Origin of the sequence: Vibrio bathopelagicus, assembly GCF_014879975.1 — a bacterium.
GTDB classification, from domain to species: domain Bacteria; phylum Pseudomonadota; class Gammaproteobacteria; order Enterobacterales; family Vibrionaceae; genus Vibrio; species Vibrio bathopelagicus.
On sequence record NZ_CP062500.1, the window covers coordinates 1,600,035 to 1,618,533 of the forward strand.

Annotated in this window: 15 protein-coding genes; all 15 read right to left on the reverse strand. The window is 43.5% G+C overall.

Annotated elements, in window-relative coordinates; genetic code table 11:
• Positions 1-5: 5 nt before the first annotated feature.
• Entirely contained in the window at positions 6-1,337 is a 1,332-nt protein-coding gene (tssK, locus tag IHV80_RS07075) for a type VI secretion system baseplate subunit TssK (RefSeq protein WP_192890577.1), read from the reverse strand.
• Positions 1,338-1,378: 41 nt separating this feature from the next.
• Complete coding sequence (gene tssJ, locus IHV80_RS07080) at positions 1,379-1,867, reverse strand: type VI secretion system lipoprotein TssJ (protein ID WP_086713367.1); 489 nt, start codon at positions 1,865-1,867, stop codon at positions 1,379-1,381.
• On the reverse strand, positions 1,864-2,814 hold the full coding sequence (locus IHV80_RS07085; RefSeq protein WP_192890578.1) for an FHA domain-containing protein: 951 nt from the start codon (positions 2,812-2,814) through the stop codon (positions 1,864-1,866). Before IHV80_RS07085 ends, tssJ begins: the two co-directional genes overlap by 4 nt.
• A 3-nt stretch (positions 2,815-2,817) precedes the next feature.
• Positions 2,818-3,546 carry a type 2 periplasmic-binding domain-containing protein gene (locus tag IHV80_RS07090; protein WP_192890579.1) on the reverse strand — a complete coding sequence of 243 codons (729 nt, stop codon included), beginning with the start codon at positions 3,544-3,546 and terminating at the stop codon, positions 2,818-2,820.
• Entirely contained in the window at positions 3,533-4,531 is a 999-nt protein-coding gene (locus IHV80_RS07095) for an ABC transporter substrate-binding protein (RefSeq protein ID WP_192890580.1), read from the reverse strand. Before IHV80_RS07095 ends, IHV80_RS07090 begins: the two co-directional genes overlap by 14 nt.
• Positions 4,528-7,095: an MFS transporter gene (locus tag IHV80_RS07100; protein WP_192890581.1), complete on the reverse strand. Its 2,568-nt coding sequence runs from the start codon at positions 7,093-7,095 to the stop codon at positions 4,528-4,530. The genes IHV80_RS07095 and IHV80_RS07100 overlap by 4 nt, the downstream gene beginning before the upstream one ends.
• Positions 7,096-7,105: 10 nt before the next feature.
• On the reverse strand, positions 7,106-9,718 hold the full coding sequence (gene tssH, locus IHV80_RS07105) for a type VI secretion system ATPase TssH (protein WP_192890582.1): 2,613 nt from the start codon (positions 9,716-9,718) through the stop codon (positions 7,106-7,108).
• 46 nt (positions 9,719-9,764) lie between these two features.
• Positions 9,765-10,697: a type VI secretion system baseplate subunit TssG gene (locus IHV80_RS07110; RefSeq protein ID WP_192890583.1), complete on the reverse strand. Its 933-nt coding sequence runs from the start codon at positions 10,695-10,697 to the stop codon at positions 9,765-9,767.
• Positions 10,698-10,779: 82 nt separating this feature from the next.
• Complete coding sequence (gene tssF / locus IHV80_RS07115) at positions 10,780-12,531, reverse strand: type VI secretion system baseplate subunit TssF (RefSeq protein ID WP_192890584.1); 1,752 nt, start codon at positions 12,529-12,531, stop codon at positions 10,780-10,782.
• Positions 12,524-12,946, reverse strand: coding sequence for a type VI secretion system baseplate subunit TssE (tssE, locus tag IHV80_RS07120; protein ID WP_192890585.1), 423 nt, complete (start codon positions 12,944-12,946; stop codon positions 12,524-12,526). The genes tssF and tssE overlap by 8 nt, the downstream gene beginning before the upstream one ends.
• Complete coding sequence (locus tag IHV80_RS07125; protein WP_192890586.1) at positions 12,946-14,340, reverse strand: type VI secretion system contractile sheath domain-containing protein; 1,395 nt, start codon at positions 14,338-14,340, stop codon at positions 12,946-12,948. The genes tssE and IHV80_RS07125 overlap by 1 nt, the downstream gene beginning before the upstream one ends.
• A gap of 38 nt (positions 14,341-14,378) precedes the next feature.
• Positions 14,379-15,857 carry a type VI secretion system contractile sheath large subunit gene (gene tssC / locus IHV80_RS07130; protein ID WP_192890587.1) on the reverse strand — a complete coding sequence of 493 codons (1,479 nt, stop codon included), beginning with the start codon at positions 15,855-15,857 and terminating at the stop codon, positions 14,379-14,381.
• Positions 15,857-16,360, reverse strand: a complete 504-nt coding sequence (gene tssB / locus IHV80_RS07135; protein WP_017110737.1) for a type VI secretion system contractile sheath small subunit — start codon at positions 16,358-16,360, stop codon at positions 15,857-15,859. Before tssB ends, tssC begins: the two co-directional genes overlap by 1 nt.
• A 19-nt stretch (positions 16,361-16,379) precedes the next feature.
• Positions 16,380-16,901, reverse strand: a complete 522-nt coding sequence (locus IHV80_RS07140; protein ID WP_192890588.1) for an Hcp family type VI secretion system effector — start codon at positions 16,899-16,901, stop codon at positions 16,380-16,382.
• A 32-nt stretch (positions 16,902-16,933) separates the two neighbouring features.
• Positions 16,934-18,394, reverse strand: coding sequence for a type VI secretion system protein TssA (locus IHV80_RS07145; RefSeq protein ID WP_192890589.1), 1,461 nt, complete (start codon positions 18,392-18,394; stop codon positions 16,934-16,936).
• Between the last annotated feature and the right edge of the window lie 105 nt (positions 18,395-18,499).

Consider the following 18,499-nt stretch of genomic DNA (forward strand, 5'->3'; position numbering starts at 1 on the left):
GGCCATTATCTCAACGCGTATAGAACGACTTCGAGAGCGGGTATGCGAGCATCGACGTGCAGCGCAATCGCATCACGCGTATCAAGCATATCTAACCAATTCCGATCTTTGGTATCGACTTCAAAATAAGCGACACCTTGCATCGGTTTTAGCTCACTCGGTGCGATAGGAAGTGGCGTTAACGAAATGCCAGACAGCGAGCTTCTCACTAACTCAACAATCTTGTTGTTACTGCTTAACTTGGCTGAAATAGGGAACAGTTCATTAAGCTCTGTGCTGCTGATATCGGACTTAACACTGAGAACGAAACGACGGTTATAAACGCTGCTAGGGTCTTTGATTAATGTGCGAAGTAAACGGCGTTTCTCAAACAGTGAAATGTCCCACTTGAATTCGATAACCGAGTCTTGTTGAACCAGGGTGAGTAAGTTTCTTAGGCTCGAAAACAGTGGGTTAAAGTTGTCGTAGAGCTTGTCATATTTTAAAGGCTGGCACTCATCTGGAATTGCTGGTGTTAACGCCATGACTTGAGCTTCAAACTGTTTCAACTTTGAATAAAGTTCGTGTGTCGGGTATTTGGTGTTACTGATGGTTAATTCAAACCACGGTAGCCAAGTGTTGAGTGTTTGAAGCCATAGGAAATCTTGCATCATAGACTGAGGACTTTTTTGCCCTTGGCCAGCCTCGATGCGTTTAAGAAGGTTTTGAGCTCGGTTACTTACCAGCGCATGAATCTCTTTGACTCGTTCGCTAAGGAGAGTTGAAGCGCCGTAATGTAAGCAGGCAGGGATAAAGGCTCTATCGAGCATGACTTCATCAGAGTCGCTGATCTCTAAGATCTTAGCGACGGGAATTAGGGTAAAACCAGACGTGTCTTCTCCAGCGAATTTGAGGCTGATATTAAGCTGAGCGACATCAACTTCAACACTGGCATTTTCAGAGGTAGACGTGTCGAAGACATTGATTGAACGTGTGATGTAACGGCTTTGTTCTTGGCCATCTTCGCTGTAATCATTGTTGCCTTGTAAGGAGATTGGCAGAGCAAGGTAAACGATGGTTTCAATGGTACCTTGAGGAATGTCGACTACGATCTCTTGCTTGAGATTGAATTGGGTTCCATCAGGGAACACACCAGAACAGCTTGGAATAGACAGCTTACCGATCTTCAATAGATCGTGGTTAAGTACTAACTCGGTGATGCCGAAGAAAGGGGCAAAACCAGCCAGTGTTTCGATATTCTGACGAATGTAATTTTGCACGTAACGGTCTTGCTGCTGAAAGTGCTGAGGAGCAATAAACATCCCTTCTTGCCAAACTACTTTTTTGAAAGCGTCCACGTAAAATCCTTTTCTATTATTTTTATATCTTGGCTTTTTTATTAAAAGATTTGCCACCAGCTGGAGTCAGGCTGTATCACGGCTAACTCTGCTTTCTTCCCTGTAATCGTTAACTCTAAGGTTTGCTCTGGATCGGAAGGCATCATCAAAACGGTCTTGGTTGTGCCATTCTGGTAATCAGCGAATTCGACCAGAGCTGCAATGTATTGCGTGTTCTTGTTGACGTCTAACGTCAGCTTTTGCTCTGAGTTAGGTAGTACAATCGGTAATACCTGTTTTGAAACTAAGTTTGCCGCCAATAGCTGCAGGTCATTGTTGTACAAATCTATAAACGGAAGTTGTTTGAACAGTTGTTGATCCGTTAATTGGTAAAGCCTAACCACAACAGGGTTGGCTTGGTCGTCGTTGTATTGGTTGACTGTCGCATCCGCTTTAACGGTCAACGAGTATTGAGTGACAACAGGAGCAGGCTCCGATGAAGAGCATGCTGTGATCAGTAAACAAAGCGATAAGAGTATGAGACGTTTCATTCTCTCTCCTCACTTTGCTTTTGCATGTTCTCCATAAACAGCGCTTTGAACTGACGTCTGAAATCTCCGTTGTCTTGGCGGTGTTGGAAGTGCTTTCTGTAGATCTTCCAATATTTTTTATCTTTGTTGGTAAAAATACCGCTACTCACGTATTCACTAAACTGGTTCTCAAGCTGCTTTGGTGCAAACTCATTCAAGAACTGATCAACCGTCTGTTCTAATGCATCGAACAGCGCTTTTTGTTGTAGCTGTGGGTTCTGTAAATACTGTTGATTCTTCTCAGTTAACGTAATGAGTTTGTCGATCGACTCTTCAATACGGGTATTGTTCTCAACATTAACGGGTAAATACTCTAATTCAGTAGCAGAGAGAGCATTGCTATCGCGATGAGCGATTTCGTCCACTTCAATGTTGGGTACGACTTTGTCGTCGTCTAAGTCTTCAAAAGGATCAGACGAGAAGGGGTCGTCACTCAATACATTCTTTGAAGAGAAGTTTGAGGTTTTCTTAACTGTCGCGACTTGCGGTGCGTCATCTAAAAAGTCTGTGTCGCTGTCATCCAGTTTTAAGTTGAAAGGTTCTATAAAATTGTCATCCTGTGTGGTGTTATTGGCCGCGCTCATTTTTGGATCACTCAATAGGCTCACCAGTAGTGTGTAGCCACCCAGTTTGATGATGTCACCATCGGTAATGACGTACTCTTTCTCTTTTGCCAGCGACTTATCGTTCAACGACACGCCGTTGTTACTGATGTCTTTAATCACGTAACCACGGTCTGTAGGGTAAAGTTGGCAGTGAGTTCTTGAGATCCATTTCGTTTGATCGGGTAGCGCAATATCACATGATGGAGAACGACCTAAGCTTCCGCCACTTTCGGGCAGATACGTCACTCTAGAGGAAACGACCTCTTCAGCAGGTACAGAAATCATGTGGACACTGATGGACAATGGCTACTCCTTGCACTTGGATATGGCTGAGTTAAAACTATCTAGGAAACCTGAGTAGGTTTTAAGGAATCGATTCGAAAAATAGACCCCCATATCCTTGGTATCTAAATTCGTCGAATTGAAGTAATCGAGTGGTAAAGAGGCTTTATCTAGTTCTCTTTTAAAGACCAACTCATCCTCTAAAACAACATCAATTTCCCTTTGTTTTAAAAGTCTTAGTAATACTTTAGCATCTCGTGGCTGCTTAACGACGTTAAATCCATTACGTTTTAGCCAAAACCATTTGTTTGAGCCAAATTTGGCAGAAAAGTTAAGGTTTAACTTTGACAATTCATCAACCTTCGGTTCCACTCCTGGGCCAAAATACCAATTCAAGGTTTGTTTTGCGATAGGTGCCGAGAGCGTTGCGTATTCATCACGTTCTGAAGTTTGGGTTGCAACGAAGAAACCGTGTTGGCTGCCACTATGCACGCGCAGTTGTGCGTCAGACCAAGTGGTCATGGTAAGTTGGTAAGGCTGTCCCATCATACTTAAGGCACATTTAACCTTGTCTAAAGCAATTCCTTGCATTGTTGCGTTTTCGTAGCTTTGGTAGGGCGGCCAATCTTGTGTGGTAAGCATTAGACGAGATGGCCCAATTTTTACTTGAGCAGAAGCACTCATCGACCAAAACGTCGAGATGAGTAGAGTGACTAGCGATAATCTGATGGTAGAGGCTCTAGTTAACATCATTAGAGTGTCCTATCACTTCAGATATCTTCAAGATTGACACTGGCGGGTAATAGTCGAGCTTATGAGCGGCTTCGATATTAACAATATAGGAATATTGGCTAAGTGACTCTATCGGAATGTCTGAAGCTTTCTGAGTTCCTTTCAATATGTTTTTCGCTTTGTATCCAGCAAATTGACCAACATTGTAGTAACGGCTGACAATACCAAATAAGGCCTTATGCTTTCTTATTGGGCTTTCGGTTGCCGAGAATGTGGGGATACCTTTCGAATGTAGCCCTGATACGACTTCCCCTCCTTGGGTGATGATGTAAGAATCAGGTGGTAAATAAGCCATATCGACACCATCACGTTTCATATTGTTTATCGTGAGGTTAATTAAGTCGCTGTTTGACTTGTTTTTATCAATGTTAAGTGGGTACAACATAACACGCTTGTTATAAATTTCCGATAACTCCATCATTTTATTTGCGGTGATAATCGAATTATTTTCGTCAGCGTTATATATAACCCCAAGGCTTGAAATGTTATTGAGTTTTTCTATCGCTTTAAATTGTATTTCATGGGGTACGATGTGCGATACACCAGTAAAATTTCTATCGTCTGAAGATAAATCAGCAATCAACTTAGAACCTACAGGGTCGGTAACGATACTGAATACAACTGGCGTCGTGCTGTTTATTCTAAACTCGCTAGGTTCTGTGTAAGTTCCTAATAAATTCAAGGTGATAGTAGTGCCGAATGAATAAATAAGATCGGCATCTTTATATTCTAGATCTCTAATATGTTGTTTGAGCTGTGCTATATCTCTATTTGCATCAAGAATTGTAAATCTTACATCGACGTGTTGGGATAAATAATCCATGAAGCCTTGTTCGGCATCGGTTACCCCTCGCCATAATAAAAGAATGACATGTTTTTCGTCACTTTTAGCGAAGGAGAGTGGGATAATTAAAATGAAGCTAAGAACGAACACTATAAATCTCATGATTGAACCTCTAGCTTCTGTTTATCAGACTTCAGAAATATTGAGAAAAACACAATCAAACTAAAGGAACTCGCAAGTAATGACGCGCCAAATATAAGGATAGTTTGGTCGTAACCGAAGATACTCAAACAAACTCCGGCTAGCATTGGCCCTGCTATATTACCGATACGCTCTGTAAGCCTAAATATGCCGATGATTTTACCTTTCTCGATGCCTTGACCAGAAAGTAGGTCGATGACTAAAGGTATTTGAGGAGAAACACAGATGCCGTGTGCGATACCAATAATAATCACAATAAGTAGCAACCCTAATGTGCCTTGGAAAAAATAGAAGTTGAGCAAGGCAAGGGACGAAAGTAATCCGCCAATAAAAATAAAGGCCATTTTGTTTTTGAGTTTATCGACCAAAATGGCACTCAATGGCGAAATTAATATGATGGCAAGGCCATAGGCCATAATCACACGCCCAGAAACAGAGCTACTTTCACCAAGGAACTGCAGATAGACAGGGCAGATGTAGTAAAGGAAGCCAGTGAGTACGATCTTCGCAGGTATGGCACTGAATATTGTGATTAAGGCAAAGTACTTGTTACTTAACAGTAGCTTGAAATCTTTTAGTTTGACGGGCTTGCTTGAGTTTCCAGTGTTTGATTTTTCAAAAAACACATAGACGAGTAACACACTGAGTGTTGCTAATAGTCCGGCGAGCATAAACGTTTCTGAGTATCCAAGCTTCTCCGCTAAGATTCCTCCGATAGCAGCACCACATAAAGATCCAGAGAAGAATGATGATAAGAAAGTCGCCATGCCTTTGGTTCGATTAGAGTCATTGGTGGTATCGGACACATAGCCTTGCGCCGAAATGAACACGATACCGTAGCCGACTGCCGTGAAAGCGCGCGCTATCAGCAAAAATTCTAAAGATTGAACGAAAGCCGTCGCGACTAAACCGACACAAGTGATCAGCCCTCCTGTCATTAACGAGTGTCTTCGGCCTACTTTGTCTGACCAATAACCTGCGAACGGCAGCGAGATAGCCCAACAAAGCATGAACAGGGAAATGGGTAAGCTAGTGACTAGGTTTTCAGGTATCCAGCCGGTTGTGTTTTCTAGCGAAGAAACAAACCTAGGGAAAAAGGCCAGCGAAGACGCTTCTGAGAACACCAATAAAAATAGGGGTAAGCGAATGAATCGAAAGTCTTGTTTGTCGATATCTTGAGATGGCTGATTAGGGTTTAGCTTAGTAATGGCTTGATTAGTCAGGCTGAGCAGTTTGCCAATTTCATCGCGCGTAGAGATCTTCGCCAAGTGATTAACGATGTCGCGGTTCACCAACATGAAGACTTTCTTTACTTGGTTCCAAGGCGAAATAATCATGAAGTTGCACATAAACAGAATGATTTCGGCCACCACAAGGCAAGAGGCGACCAAGACAGTAATCATGTCCATGACGCTTTCTTTGAGCAGATTGATGATCAAATTATTATCTGTGGTGACGTTTAGTTGAATCGTATGACTGTTGTTGAGTGAGAACGTCGATTCTCGGATAGAAGGGTGCTCAACTTGTTCTGCCGGATAACGATAGGAAGAGCCAGACTGTCCTTCGAAGTTAATCGAGAGAATCTCGCTATGGTGGTCAACGAAGAAAGCAAACTCCTGTTCTAAGCCGTGCAGCTTGTCGTCAGGAACTCCTTTGTCGAGTAACCCTTTAATCATCTGATTTAATGAGTCGCCAATTAGGTTAGACTTTTGCTCGAGTTTAATCTCATAAATCTGCGAAAACTTGTCTAGCGATTGGTAAGAAACCCCAAGGTTAGCAATGATCGTCAACAGGATGGCAAGAGAGATGATAAACACTGGAAAGTGCTTGTTTTTCAACTTCTCAAACTTAGACAATGAGTTCGGGGATTGCAGCGCCTTGTGAGCTTGGGTAATCGTTGGCAGTAATTCATCCGAATCGGTAGCGGATTCAAATATTGCAGTTGCGCCTTTGACTCGGCCTACAATACCTTTCAATAGGTACTTCAAGGAGGCAAAGGCAAACAGGCAAGAGAGTAGTATCCAAATTGCCGAATAGAGGAACTGGAGCTTGAGCAAGAAGGTTTTCTGTTGCTCTAACAGAGTTGTGGAATAGTAGAGCTTTACCTGGCCTTCGACTAAACCAAAGGAGTTAGTGATATCGAGTGATAGCTGACGGTCATTTTCTTGATTTCCCTCTCCGGTACCAAAGAGCCGCTCGCCTGAACTAGAGACGACTACCAAGGCTGTAATGCCGTCAACGATTTTTAAACGGCGGTCTAACATGCTTTGTATATTTGATATAGCTGAAAGAGGTAAGCCTAAACTGATGGCTTGGTTGATATCGTTATGTGTTTCTTCCAACACAATCTCATAGATAGAATCTGAGGTTTCAGTCAGCCTTTTCTCGAAATTAAAATAGTTTAACGTGGCATTTAAGGTGATGGAAAACAGCAAAACCGCCATGATGGCCAACATCAACTTAACCCGAAGAGACAGGTTAAGTAATGAAAGTTTGGTCAAGGTTTGGCTGGCTTTGCTGTTCATTAGTTAAGACCTACTTAATAGATAAATCGAAGTCGGCACTGTTGTTCGTCGCGCTAACAGTGACTTGAGTTATCGGTTCGCTACGGCTGAGTCGACCAATACATTCTTCAGCTAATCTAGGCATCAATGAACGGTTGATGATTTGCTCGACAGCCCGGCCACCCGTCGTTGGGTCGGTATTGCGATCAACTACGAACTGAATGAAATCCGCATCCCAAGTGAACGAAGCCTGATACTGCTCCGCAAGTTTTTTCTTAATTCGATTGAGAGAGATCTCAGTGATCTTCGCGAGTTCTTCATCATTAAGCGGGTAGTAAGGAACAATGGTTGTTCGACCTAAGAAAGCAGGTTTAAAGTACTGCTGCAGATCTGGACGAATTGCTTCAAGTAACTCATCGTTGTTGATACGGTCTGTGGTTTTAGCGCACACATCACAGATAGCTTGATCGGCTGCGTTCGATGTCATGATTATGATGGTGTTTTTGAAATCGACGGTTCGGCCTTCACTGTCTTTGATATGGCCTTTATCGAAGATTTGATAGAACAAATCATGTACGCCAGGGTGCGCTTTTTCCATTTCGTCTAAAAGCAGTACTGAGTAGGGGTTGCGTCGGATAGCTTCTGTTAACACACCACCTTCACCAAAGCCGACATAACCGGCAGGTGAGCCGAGTAACATAGAGATCTTATGCTCCTCTTTAAACTCGGTCATGTTAATCACGGTAAGGTCGTTACTACCTCCGTACAGTTGCTCCGCAAGCGCCATGGCGGTTTCGGTTTTACCTACACCACTTGGGCCACACATTAAGAACACACCAATAGGTTTTCGGTTATCCGTTAAACCAGCACGGGATATACGAATCGCTTTTGCGAGCTCATTCTTCGCGACATCTTGGCCAATCACTCGAGTATTAAGTTCGTCTTCCAAGGTAAGCAGCTTAGCGATTTCATCACTCATCATGTTGCCCACAGGGATACCCGTCCAATTGGCAATGACTTGCGCAATGGTGTTGTCGTCAACCATCGCATAAACTAACGGCTCTTCACCTTGTATATCGGCTAATTCAGTACGCAGAGTATCGAGTTGTTTCTGTTTAGTGGCGTCGACTGCATCTTGCTCTTGTTCTTCGGTTATTTCTTGTTGAACAGATTTGATTTGATCTACTAGCTCGATCTCTTTTTCCCAACGTGTGTAATAAGCAGCCAATGCTTTTTGGTTTTCTTCAATTGATAGAGTGAGCTCTTTGATTAACTCTGCGCTATTCGAGAACAAGGCGTCTTCTTTCTCGAGCGCCGATTTCTCGTTTTCTTGATAGCGAATGGTCTGCTCTAGCGTTTCCAATACCTCAGGTTTCGCACCTTGTGTCAGTGCAATTCGTGCACTGGCGGTATCAAGCAGGCTGATCGCTTTATCGGGTAATTGACGACTTGGTAGGTAACGGATTGATAAGTTAACCGCTGCTTCGATCGCTGATTCTGCGATAAACGCACCATGGTGAGCTTGCAATGAAGCGGCTACGCCACGAAGCATTTGCATGGCATCTTCAGCGTTAGGTTCTTCAATGGTTACGACTTGGAATCGACGTGTTAGAGCCGGATCTTTTTCGAAGTACTTTTTGTATTCCGCCCAAGTTGTCGCTGCGATGGTTTTGAATTCACCACGAGCTAGCGCTGGTTTGAGAAGGTTAGCTGCGTCGTTTTGTCCGGCAGCGCCGCCTGCACCAATGAGAGTATGAGCTTCATCGATGAAAACAATGATAGGAATTTCAGAACTTTTCACTTCGTTGATGACATCTTTTAGGCGGTTTTCAAACTCACCTTTAACGCTTGCTCCAGCTTGCAGTAATCCAAGATCTAGAGAGTGAATTTGTACACCTTGCAACGCACTAGGAACTTCATCTGCGGCGATTCTTAGCGCTAAGCCTTCGACAACAGCGGTTTTACCCACACCGGGTTCACCTACCATAATCGGGTTGTTTTGGCGCTTACGACATAAGATATCAATCGCTTTTCTTACTTCGGAATTACGGCCAGAAATTGGGTCGATATTGCCGTCAATTGCTTGTTGAGTCAGGTTGACGGTGTATTTGCTTAATGCGTCGTTGCCAGCGGGTGTAGTGTCGATACTTCCATTAGCAGAAGGGGCGGCAGAGTTACGTGCAATAGGGGTTTTCTTGATCAGACCTTGCAGAGATTCTAATGACACACTGCTTAATGTTTCAAGCTGCAGGGTACTCACGCCGAGCACGTTTTGTTGCATCAGCGCCTGAATAAGGTGCAAGCTGACAATCTCACCGTGACCGTAGTTTACAGACGCAATCATCCAAGCATCTTTGATCAATTCAGTTAAGCTGTGGCTTAATGTTGGCTGACCTTCATTGCCTTTAGGCAACATAGAGATTTTCTTGGTCAGTTCATTAACTAGTGCGTCCAATGAAAGCTTTTGAGATTCGCACAGCGCCATGAGTTTTGCGTCTTTCTGCGAGATGAGTTGAAGAATCCAGTGTTCTGTTTCTATCGCTCCAACACCTTGGTTCATCGCCGCGCCCGCCGACGCTTCCAGCGCTTGCTTTAGCTCGGGAGATAGCTTTCCTACTAAGTTAGTGAGAGTTACTTGTGTCATAGTCAATTCCTTGTATCTCTATAATCTATACATTCCGTATTACGAACTACAAAAGCAAAATCTTTACGGTTTCATTGGGGTTACGTTCCGGTGCTAGGTAGTCAATCTCACCTAAACGAGCGGCAATAGAAACGTTGCTTGATAAACGGGGTCTGGTTAAATATGAACGCTTAACGTTCAGGTAAATGGCAACAGGTGTGCTGTCTTTTAAGTAATGCTGTGTTAAAGACAGCACCGCTTTGGCAAATTGGTCATCTTGTTGAATTTCTAAGAACTCATGTCTGTTTTCCGGTGTGACAAAAATACTCAAGTTATTAAAATGAGCGAGGCAGGTTCTTCCAACTAAAAAGCCTTGCCCTAAGCGGCTGTTGAAATCCCGATTTGTGCCGATTCGAGTCAATGAATCGGCAGGTAAAAGGCGTCGTTCAAAGGTTTTACATTCAACCTCGATCGAGTAAGGGAAAAAATCATTTAGGATCTTTTTCAAAGCGGTAAGGCTACGGCTTTGTTGGCTCAGTAACAGTGAATATTGCAGGTACTCTTTGTGTTCTTTTCCTAGCGCTGCAAAGTGATTCAACAACGCTGTTTTTTTCGGGTTTTGTTCGCTTTCAACGAGTAACCAACGTCGTGCATTGGTTCGATAGGTAATTTCAAAGTGTCGTTGATTAAACACGTCTAGAAAATCTTGCAGTGAATGATCTTCATTGTGTATCGCAGCTAACAACTCTTCGTAAATATAATTGGGTATGACGCCTTTAACGCCAGAGAGCGCCTGTTTCGCTAATCTAAGTTTTGCTTTATTTCCCTTTAACGAGAAGTACTGAATCTCTTGTGGGTTACCTGTCGGCATAGCCTCAGATTTTAATTGGATCTGCAACGGCGTTGTATTTTGGGATTGAAGTTGCTCCAACAATCTCATTGCCTGAGAGAAGTCGTACTTTTCAGGCTGAGTCGCTAAATCTTCGATGAAATGTTTCATATCATCTCCCTATGACCATCGTTCTTGCTATGCTTAGCTCGCATAGTTACTGACATTCCCAGAGCTACCGACATTCGCTGAGTTATAAGCACAATTGACTACCGTGAATTTTAGGGTACTTCTTGATGACACCATCTCTTCCGTAGATACGGACCTTGAGTTGGATATATCGGTCAAAGCTACAAAACTGCTGGAAGAAGCGGTTCAACACATCGGCAAATGCTAAATAAGGGGAGGTCGCATCAAGTGTCAGTTCAATCTCTGTTCCGGGAGAGAATACGTTTTTTCCCAACACGCGAATTGCGGACACTTGGGAGTTGAATGTAATTGAGTGAATCATCTGAATTTCAGCGCTTGATACCTGTTCACGACTGCACAAACTCAACATGTGCTTAAGGTCGGCCACTGGATTACTTGATTGCACCAATGATGAAAAGTTTGTGTTCAGCAAACTAATAAATTCCCAATGGATGTTTTGGTCTACTTCTTTTGGAATGGGTGCTGAAGGTGGATAAATAGGTGAAAACTCACCGGGTAAGTCAATACTCTCTAAGCACTCTAAATTGCCGCTCACACCACAAGCCTGTTTACCATTAGTACAAAGTAAATGAGTGCCGAGCAGCTTACTGAATTCAGTACTTGGCGTTCCAGATAACGAAATCGCAATGCTCATTTCACCGAAGTGATTGTGTTTACTTTGCCAGTAGTCGTACTGTTGGTTGTGTGAATATTTTTCTTTAAAAAGAGGGACTAAAGGTATTTCACCATTGGGTGTGATTTCGTAAACGTTCTGAATTTCAATGATTTCGATATTGTTGTCACTGTGCGCGTCGGCATTGACCGGAACCGAAAGTGTTCTGTGATCGTATGGGATCGGTTCGCCGGTTTGTTCGAACAAGTTAATCGCGGGTATCACATTGAGTTTAAAGACATCTTTATTGAATAGACGGATAAACTCAGATGGTAATGAAGACATGAACAAGTTAATGACGAGTTCAGATTCGTCAAACTGGCTGGCGTATTCGGCAAAATTCTTAAGTCTAAAGAACTGGCGCTTCTCTTTAAAAAAGAAGAATTCATTAATCAGTTGGTAACCCGTGAATTGATTACCGTGCTCAGGTAAAAACTTGAATTCAAGATCGCTGATTCGATTTTTAAGCTGGTGGCTATCAACCGTGATGTGTCGAGCGCATTCACTGTCTGAAATAGAGATCGATAAGGTGTTGTTTAGAAGAAGCTCGACTAGTGAGTCTGCGTTGTTTTCAAACCCTTTGACGAAGAAATCGAGGTCATTCAATTCTAAATGGCTGAAATGTACTTCTGGGTCGCCAGTACTTAAAGAAATCTGAACAACCGCAGAACTTTGATTGGCCGATTTCGGTCTGTTAAAGCTAAATGGCGCGCTTAATGCCTTGATGTTACCCAGGTTAAACGGGGCAACTTTGAGTTCGTCAACGGTTCTAAATAGGCATTCGTTTTTGGTGTTGGTGCTCGAAAACAGCGAACCTTTTGGCAAAGTACTTGATTCAATGGGGCCATCTTCGGCAAGTAATTCAAGATAAGCGACACTAGGAACCGTTTGAATATAGGAAGGGTAAAGAACACTTAAAATACCTTCAATAACCTCAGGTAGCTGCTCTGAGAGTTTCTTTTCTACCTTCGCATTCAGCAGTGCGACGCCATCTAATAGACGAGCCATGCTAGGGTCTTCAATCTTACCTTGATGAATATTGAGCTTCTCAGCGTGCGTCGGGTATTCCTGACCAAACTGCCCTAATGAACGGCGCACAAAGGCCAGTTCTTGCTCGAAGTAACGCATAATAGGTTCAGTCATAGTTATCTTCTTCTAAAGAGGTCGTTAAGTCACTTAATGCGATTTTGGAATCAAAGATAAGGTCCTGTTCACCATGGCTGGTTTTTACCTTGGCGATGATGTTGAACGAAAGCGAGTTGTCACCCTCTTTACGTTCTCCAAGCTCGACAGAGATGTCATGTAATCGTGGTTCAAAGCTCTTTATCCATGTTTCTATGCGCAAGGTGAGCTGAGTCTTTTCTAAGGTCGCACTCAGTAACTGAATATCTTCAATACCAAACTTCAAATTAGAACGGTTTACTTCAACCAACCTGTTATCGATATCGGTCAATGATGCCTCTGCTTCTAAGAGTTTGGTGAGATGGAACTTGATGTCTTCAATCTCAGGGTCCTGATAGGGCTTTGAATCACTGATGAAGGTTTTCCAAAAGCTCATTACGCCACCTCGTTCAGGTCAGTAGTTAGAACTACTTCGCCACTGAAATAGTCGAACTGGTATTGAGGAACGATACGCAGAGTACAAGCGAAACTGCCAGCTTGAGAGCTTGACTCAGTGACACTCACTTTGGCGAAACTTAATGGATATTTGGATAAGGTTTCTTCATTGGCGAACGAAACGTTGCTCGAGAACTTGTCAATCCAGTGCGTCAAAAACAACTCACACTCCGTGGCGTTGTTGAAGCTACCGATCATCTCTCTTACTTGAACTTTTAGGTAATGCGCGATGCGGCAAGACATCAGTGTGGTTTGAATCTGCGTAAGGACTTTGTCATTGTCACTTTGTCCGCACTGCCAAATCGAATTGTTACCATTGAAGTAAAACTTATCGGTTAAAGGACTCTTCGCTAATGGGATAAAACCGCTCTGCGCATAGAAATTCGACAGTTGCCCGAACAAGCTAATGTCCGTTACTGGCTTTTGCAGGTGACTATCGAAATAGTGATTCGCAGGGAGATTGATGACGGCGCCTTGAAGTTTATCGTTCCAACGAGATTTCAAAAAACCAAACCAGTTCACACGGTGAAACTCCCGCATGATAGTGGTCGCAAGCACCATATTGGCTAAACCCCACGAACCTTTACCTTGTTCATTGTAAATAAAGCCAGCTCGTCGGTTTCTGTAAGCATCACGAAGGCGAACTTGAGGAAGTGCCATGCCGATAAAGCGAGAGCTCGTTTTGCTACGTAAATCCTGCCACGCTTTAAAGTCGGGTCCGGAAAGGATTTTATTGATACGTTCAATGTCTGATAGCCAATCGGCGCCGCTTTCACCAAAAAACGTGGATACTGGCGAAAACAACATAGGGCAAAGTGTCGCTTCGCCTAATTTACCTAACAGTTCTACGGTAAACAGATCGTCGTAATCAGCGTCAAAATCGATGTCCATCGAGATCGGGTGGCTAAACGTGATGCAACCAAAAGGGTGTCCACCTAAGGTATTCAGTTCGTTATTGCCGATCTTGTTATATAAGTCACTGGATTTGGTTGAATAGGCTTGATTGACGTCACTAGAGATCTCAGCCCAATTCATATCGAGCAGCTTCACATGAGCTCTTTGATAGCTGATGGGGAGGGAAACAAGCTGTTGAAGGCTTAGCCAGTTACGCTCTAGCTTTTGAAACTCTGGTTCATGCAAGACTTCATCAAGCTGCAAGCTGAGCTTAGTATCGATTGTTGATATAAGTGTTGATATCAATGAAATTAGTGAGGATTTAGAGTTTAAGGAGTGTTTGTCTAGCTCAGATAACAGAGATAAAGCCTCTTTCATAAAGGTATTATCTGTGTCATCTAATTGGTTGAATTTGTTTTGCCATTCTGTATTTAACTTCATACAAAATTTTTGGCCGGATTGCTCCGGCCAAATCCATATTAGCCTGGAATCTTCGCAACCATTCGAACTGAGGTAGTCAGTTCTTCAAGTTGTAACCAAGGTCTTAAATGAGCGACTGCTGAGTAGGCACCCGGCTTACCAGGTTGCTCGACCACTTCAATGCGAGATTCACAAAGAGGGGTTTTTGCACGTTGCTCATTACCAATTGCACCAGCGTTGGTGTATTGGTCGATCCATAGTTGTAGCTCTCGTTTAATATCCGGAGCTTCAAGGTTCGAGCCCAATTTGTCTCGACCCATTACTTTTAGGTAGTGGGCGATACGGCTACTCGCCATGATGTAAGGCAGGCGGGCAGAAATTGCAGCGTTTGCTGTTGCATCTGGGTCAGTGAAGGTTTTAGGCTTCTGAGTTGTTTGACCGCCAATGAATACTGCGTAGTTAGAGCTCTTGTAGTGAACCAAAGGAAGGAAACCAAGGTCAGAAAGCTCTTTCTCGCGCTCATCTGTTAGGTTAACTTCTGTTGGACACTGCTGAAGTAGATCGCCAGCTTCAGACTTGTAAGTTAGGTTCGGAAGGTTTTCGACCTTACCACCGTTATCAAGTCCGCGAATGGAAGTACACCAGCCAGAAGCGGTATAAGCTTGAGTCATTTTAAGACCCAAATCATACGCTGCATTTGACCAAACTAACTGATCATTGCTGGTTGGATTAGGGTTGCCATCCATATCAGTGCCAAGTTCTTCATAAGAGAACACATCCGTACTTAGACCTTTGTCACCATAAGGCAGACGGGCCAGAGTTCGAGGCAGTGTTAGCGTTACGTAACGTGCATCATCACTCTCACGGAATGAATTCCATGCTGCGTAAGCAGGAGAGTCGAAACCAGCGGCTACCGGCTTACCTTCAGAGAAAGTTTGGAAGTCGTTAAACTCGAACATCTCAGCATTTGCAGCAGCAATGAACGGTGCATGACACGCTGCAGCAACTTCACCCATGTAGCGAAGTAGGGCAACATCTTCATCTTTAGCGCTAAACTCGTAGTCGCCAATGAATGTACCGTAAGGTTCACCACCAGCAGTACCGAATTCGCCTTGGTAAACCGCATTGAATAGTGGGCTACGGTCAATCGCAGGTGCATCTTCGAATTGATCAAGCAGCTCTTCTTGAGTGTAATCGACCATTTTGATCTTAAGATCACGGCCAAGTTCGCTCTCTTTTACGAGTTTTTGTAGACCACGCCAAGAACCTTCAAGCTTTTGTAGGTCTTTCTGTTGCATGACTTCAGATAACTGTTGAGACAGTTTGTTGTCAATCTCAGAGATAGCGTTTTCAATGGTTTTTGTAACGTTCTTATCCCACGTCACCGTGCCCGAAAGTGCTTGCTCTGTCAGTACAGAAAACAGTTCTTTCGTTGTGTCAGCGGGTGTTTGAGTGGTTGCTTCAATCGCACGGTCTAGGAAGCTCAGTGAGCCTTCCGCCGCCTCCGGTTGCGCTTGATTCTCAGTTTCAGTACTCATTACTCAGCTCCTTCTTCTTTAATACCAAGCTCATCAGAAAGAGCATTAATCGTATCTGCACTTTGTAGAACTTCTTTAAGTAGCTTTTCTAGGTCGCGAGAACGATCGGCTTTAGAAAGCAGTACCTTCAGTTGATTACGGGTTTCGACTAGCTTCTTAAGCGGTTCAACCTGTTCGATAATCGCTTCAGGTTCGAAATCTTTCATCGAATTGAACTTAAGGCTCGCCGCGAATTGGCTGTCATCACCCGCAAGAACGTTATCGACTTTCAATGATAGCTCTGGGCCAACACGCTTCATTACAGTGTCGAAGTTGTCTTTATCAACGTTATAGAAGGTACGATCTTCTACTTCTTCTTTATCTTGCTTGTGGCCCGAGTAGTCACCAATAACCCCAACAACAAAAGGGAGCTCTTTGGTTTCTACAGCGCCATTAGTCTCAACGTCATAGGTAATACTTACGCGGTTCTTACTTACGCGTTTATGTTGGGAATTTAGTGCCACGGTAACTCTCCTTGTTTAATTACTTAGCAGTCGAAGTGACTTTAGCTGTAGTAGCATCGAAGCCAACCTCAGGGCCTTTCTCGATCTTACCGCCGTCTGCTTCAATGTAGTAAGCCTTAGAAATTTGGGTATAAGTTAGGCTGAAAGATTCGCTTGGAAGTGAACCATCGGTACCTGACATATTGTAGCTAGACATACGAGCCATTTTTAGCGTTAGAATCAGGTATGGATCAGCACCAGAACCTTCGCGGTTTGGTTTTGTCATCACGATTTCAACAGTGCGTCCTTCTGGACCCGGCGCATATAAGAATGTGGTTAGATGTGGTGTCGCACCATCACAACCACGCGTCATGTTGACTTCACCAAGAGCAACCATGCCTTGGTCCGCATTGTTTGCATTACCTACATCGATACCAACACCACGTACTGCACTCCAAGAAACGCTATCAAGTGCAAAGAATCCATCTTTACCCCCGATTTTTTCTACAGTTGCTGCACCTTTTGGTGTCGTACCCTCAATTCTCATAAAAATAGAAGCCATTACTTTCTCCTTGCTCAACGCATTAATGTGCTTTACCACTCAAAATCTTGCAGGCTGCTCGATGATGAGTTGGAAGTCGATTCAGATGTTTGGTTTGTATCTGTCGTGCTATTTGAACTATCAGGAACTGGCGATACGGCTGCTGGCTCTTCAATAGTCGAGGTCGCTACCGGAGTTCTCACCGGAGCGGAAGTTGTTACAGGAACCGACTTTCCCGACAAATCAAGTTTGTCTAGGTTGTCCATTCCGGTCATTTGATTGATCTGGGCGATGACACTTTCATTGCCAACCATTTCTTGGAGTAATTCAGGAAAGCTCATGTAACCCCAACGAATAGAACGCTCAAGTAAGAAAGCGATAGGGCTATGGGGCTCTGTTTCTTTAAAGTATTCCGCGATTTTTCTAATCTCTTGAAACGCATGGTCGCGATTCACAATGCCGTTGATGCTCGATACATTTTGTACGGTCATTTGAGTTTGAGCGGGTTGACCATGTTCTGTATGAACTGGACTGCCACTAGCAACACTCCCGTTGTCTTGATTCACGGGGTTAGCTTGCCCTGAATATTGGCTTGCTTCAGGTTCAGAATCTAAGTCGTTCGAAGTTAAGTTTCCTTGTTGGGATGCCAAGTGTATCGAATCGCTTTGCTGGGACGTCTTTGCACTGTTCTGTAGAACGTGGAAGTCATTATCCAAAGGCCAAGGCGCGAATTTTTCTCCAACAAGAAAATGTATCGCTTTAATCAGATCGCGTACGTTGGTCTTGATAAAGTTGAAACTGATAACGGTTGCGCCAACGGCTTGGCATTTTTCAGCTAGGTTTTTCTCAGCAACTTCCAATTCACTATAAATACTCGCTAATTGAAAGAGTGTCTCTGGAACGCTTTGATCAAATGAACCTAACGCTGTTTCTTTAAGTTCTGCAATGTTGCCTTTACGCTCAGCTGTGAGGTAATCACCGAATGTGACACCAGCGCAAAAATCGAGCATTTGAAAGGGGATGTACACAGAGCTTGAGTCGACAGACTCACCAACCAGTTGAAGTAGGGGTTTAGCTCGGAATTCAGTTATTTCCTTTGCTTTTCCCGCATCGTCAGAAGCTTTGAGTTTAGCTTCTGGCAGCATTGGATTAAGCGTATCCCAAAATTGGTCGATGAAAAGATTCAGAGCAGGGACAGCGTTAGCAAAGTTATGAAATGGTTGTGAAGTGAAAAGTTGGCTAGTGATGTACCAACCTAATATTTCGAGGTCTTTGGATTGGGAAGTCAGTGTTTCTTCTGAGACCCTTTTCAATTCAGCCCAATTTTCTGTATTGGCGTCAACAATGGCGGGATCAGACGATGCATCAGGCGTTTCAACCAACTGTCGAAATGAAGATTGAGCGCTATTGTAAACGTTTCTCAAGCTGCGATAGGCACTTCGATCTAACTTCAAATAAGAGCCTGAAGGCTCTTCATCCGAGATTGGAACAAGTAGGTTGGCGATTTCTGTCATATACATCCTGTAAAAATCTATTTGTTATCCCGCTCGTACAAAGTGTTAATTTTGATACATATTCCTTATGTTTCGTAAACACTTGTTAACATTTATTAATTCTAG

Excerpts from the sequence above, each read along its gene's own strand:
- tssJ (WP_086713367.1), bottom strand. The coding sequence starts at position 1,867 with ATGAAACGTCTCATACTCTTATCGCTTTGTTTACTGATCACAGCATGC.
- IHV80_RS07090 (WP_192890579.1), bottom strand. The coding sequence starts at position 3,546 with ATGATGTTAACTAGAGCCTCTACCATCAGATTATCGCTAGTCACTCTA.
- IHV80_RS07095 (WP_192890580.1), bottom strand. The coding sequence starts at position 4,531 with ATGAGATTTATAGTGTTCGTTCTTAGCTTCATTTTAATTATCCCACTC.
- IHV80_RS07100 (WP_192890581.1), bottom strand. The coding sequence starts at position 7,095 with ATGAACAGCAAAGCCAGCCAAACCTTGACCAAACTTTCATTACTTAAC.
- tssH (WP_192890582.1), bottom strand. The coding sequence starts at position 9,718 with ATGACACAAGTAACTCTCACTAACTTAGTAGGAAAGCTATCTCCCGAG.
- IHV80_RS07110 (WP_192890583.1), bottom strand. The coding sequence starts at position 10,697 with ATGAAACATTTCATCGAAGATTTAGCGACTCAGCCTGAAAAGTACGAC.
- tssF (WP_192890584.1), bottom strand. The coding sequence starts at position 12,531 with ATGACTGAACCTATTATGCGTTACTTCGAGCAAGAACTGGCCTTTGTG.
- tssE (WP_192890585.1), bottom strand. The coding sequence starts at position 12,946 with ATGAGCTTTTGGAAAACCTTCATCAGTGATTCAAAGCCCTATCAGGAC.
- IHV80_RS07125 (WP_192890586.1), bottom strand. The coding sequence starts at position 14,340 with ATGAAGTTAAATACAGAATGGCAAAACAAATTCAACCAATTAGATGAC.
- tssC (WP_192890587.1), bottom strand. The coding sequence starts at position 15,857 with ATGAGTACTGAAACTGAGAATCAAGCGCAACCGGAGGCGGCGGAAGGC.
- IHV80_RS07140 (WP_192890588.1), bottom strand. The coding sequence starts at position 16,901 with ATGGCTTCTATTTTTATGAGAATTGAGGGTACGACACCAAAAGGTGCA.
- IHV80_RS07145 (WP_192890589.1), bottom strand. The coding sequence starts at position 18,394 with ATGACAGAAATCGCCAACCTACTTGTTCCAATCTCGGATGAAGAGCCT.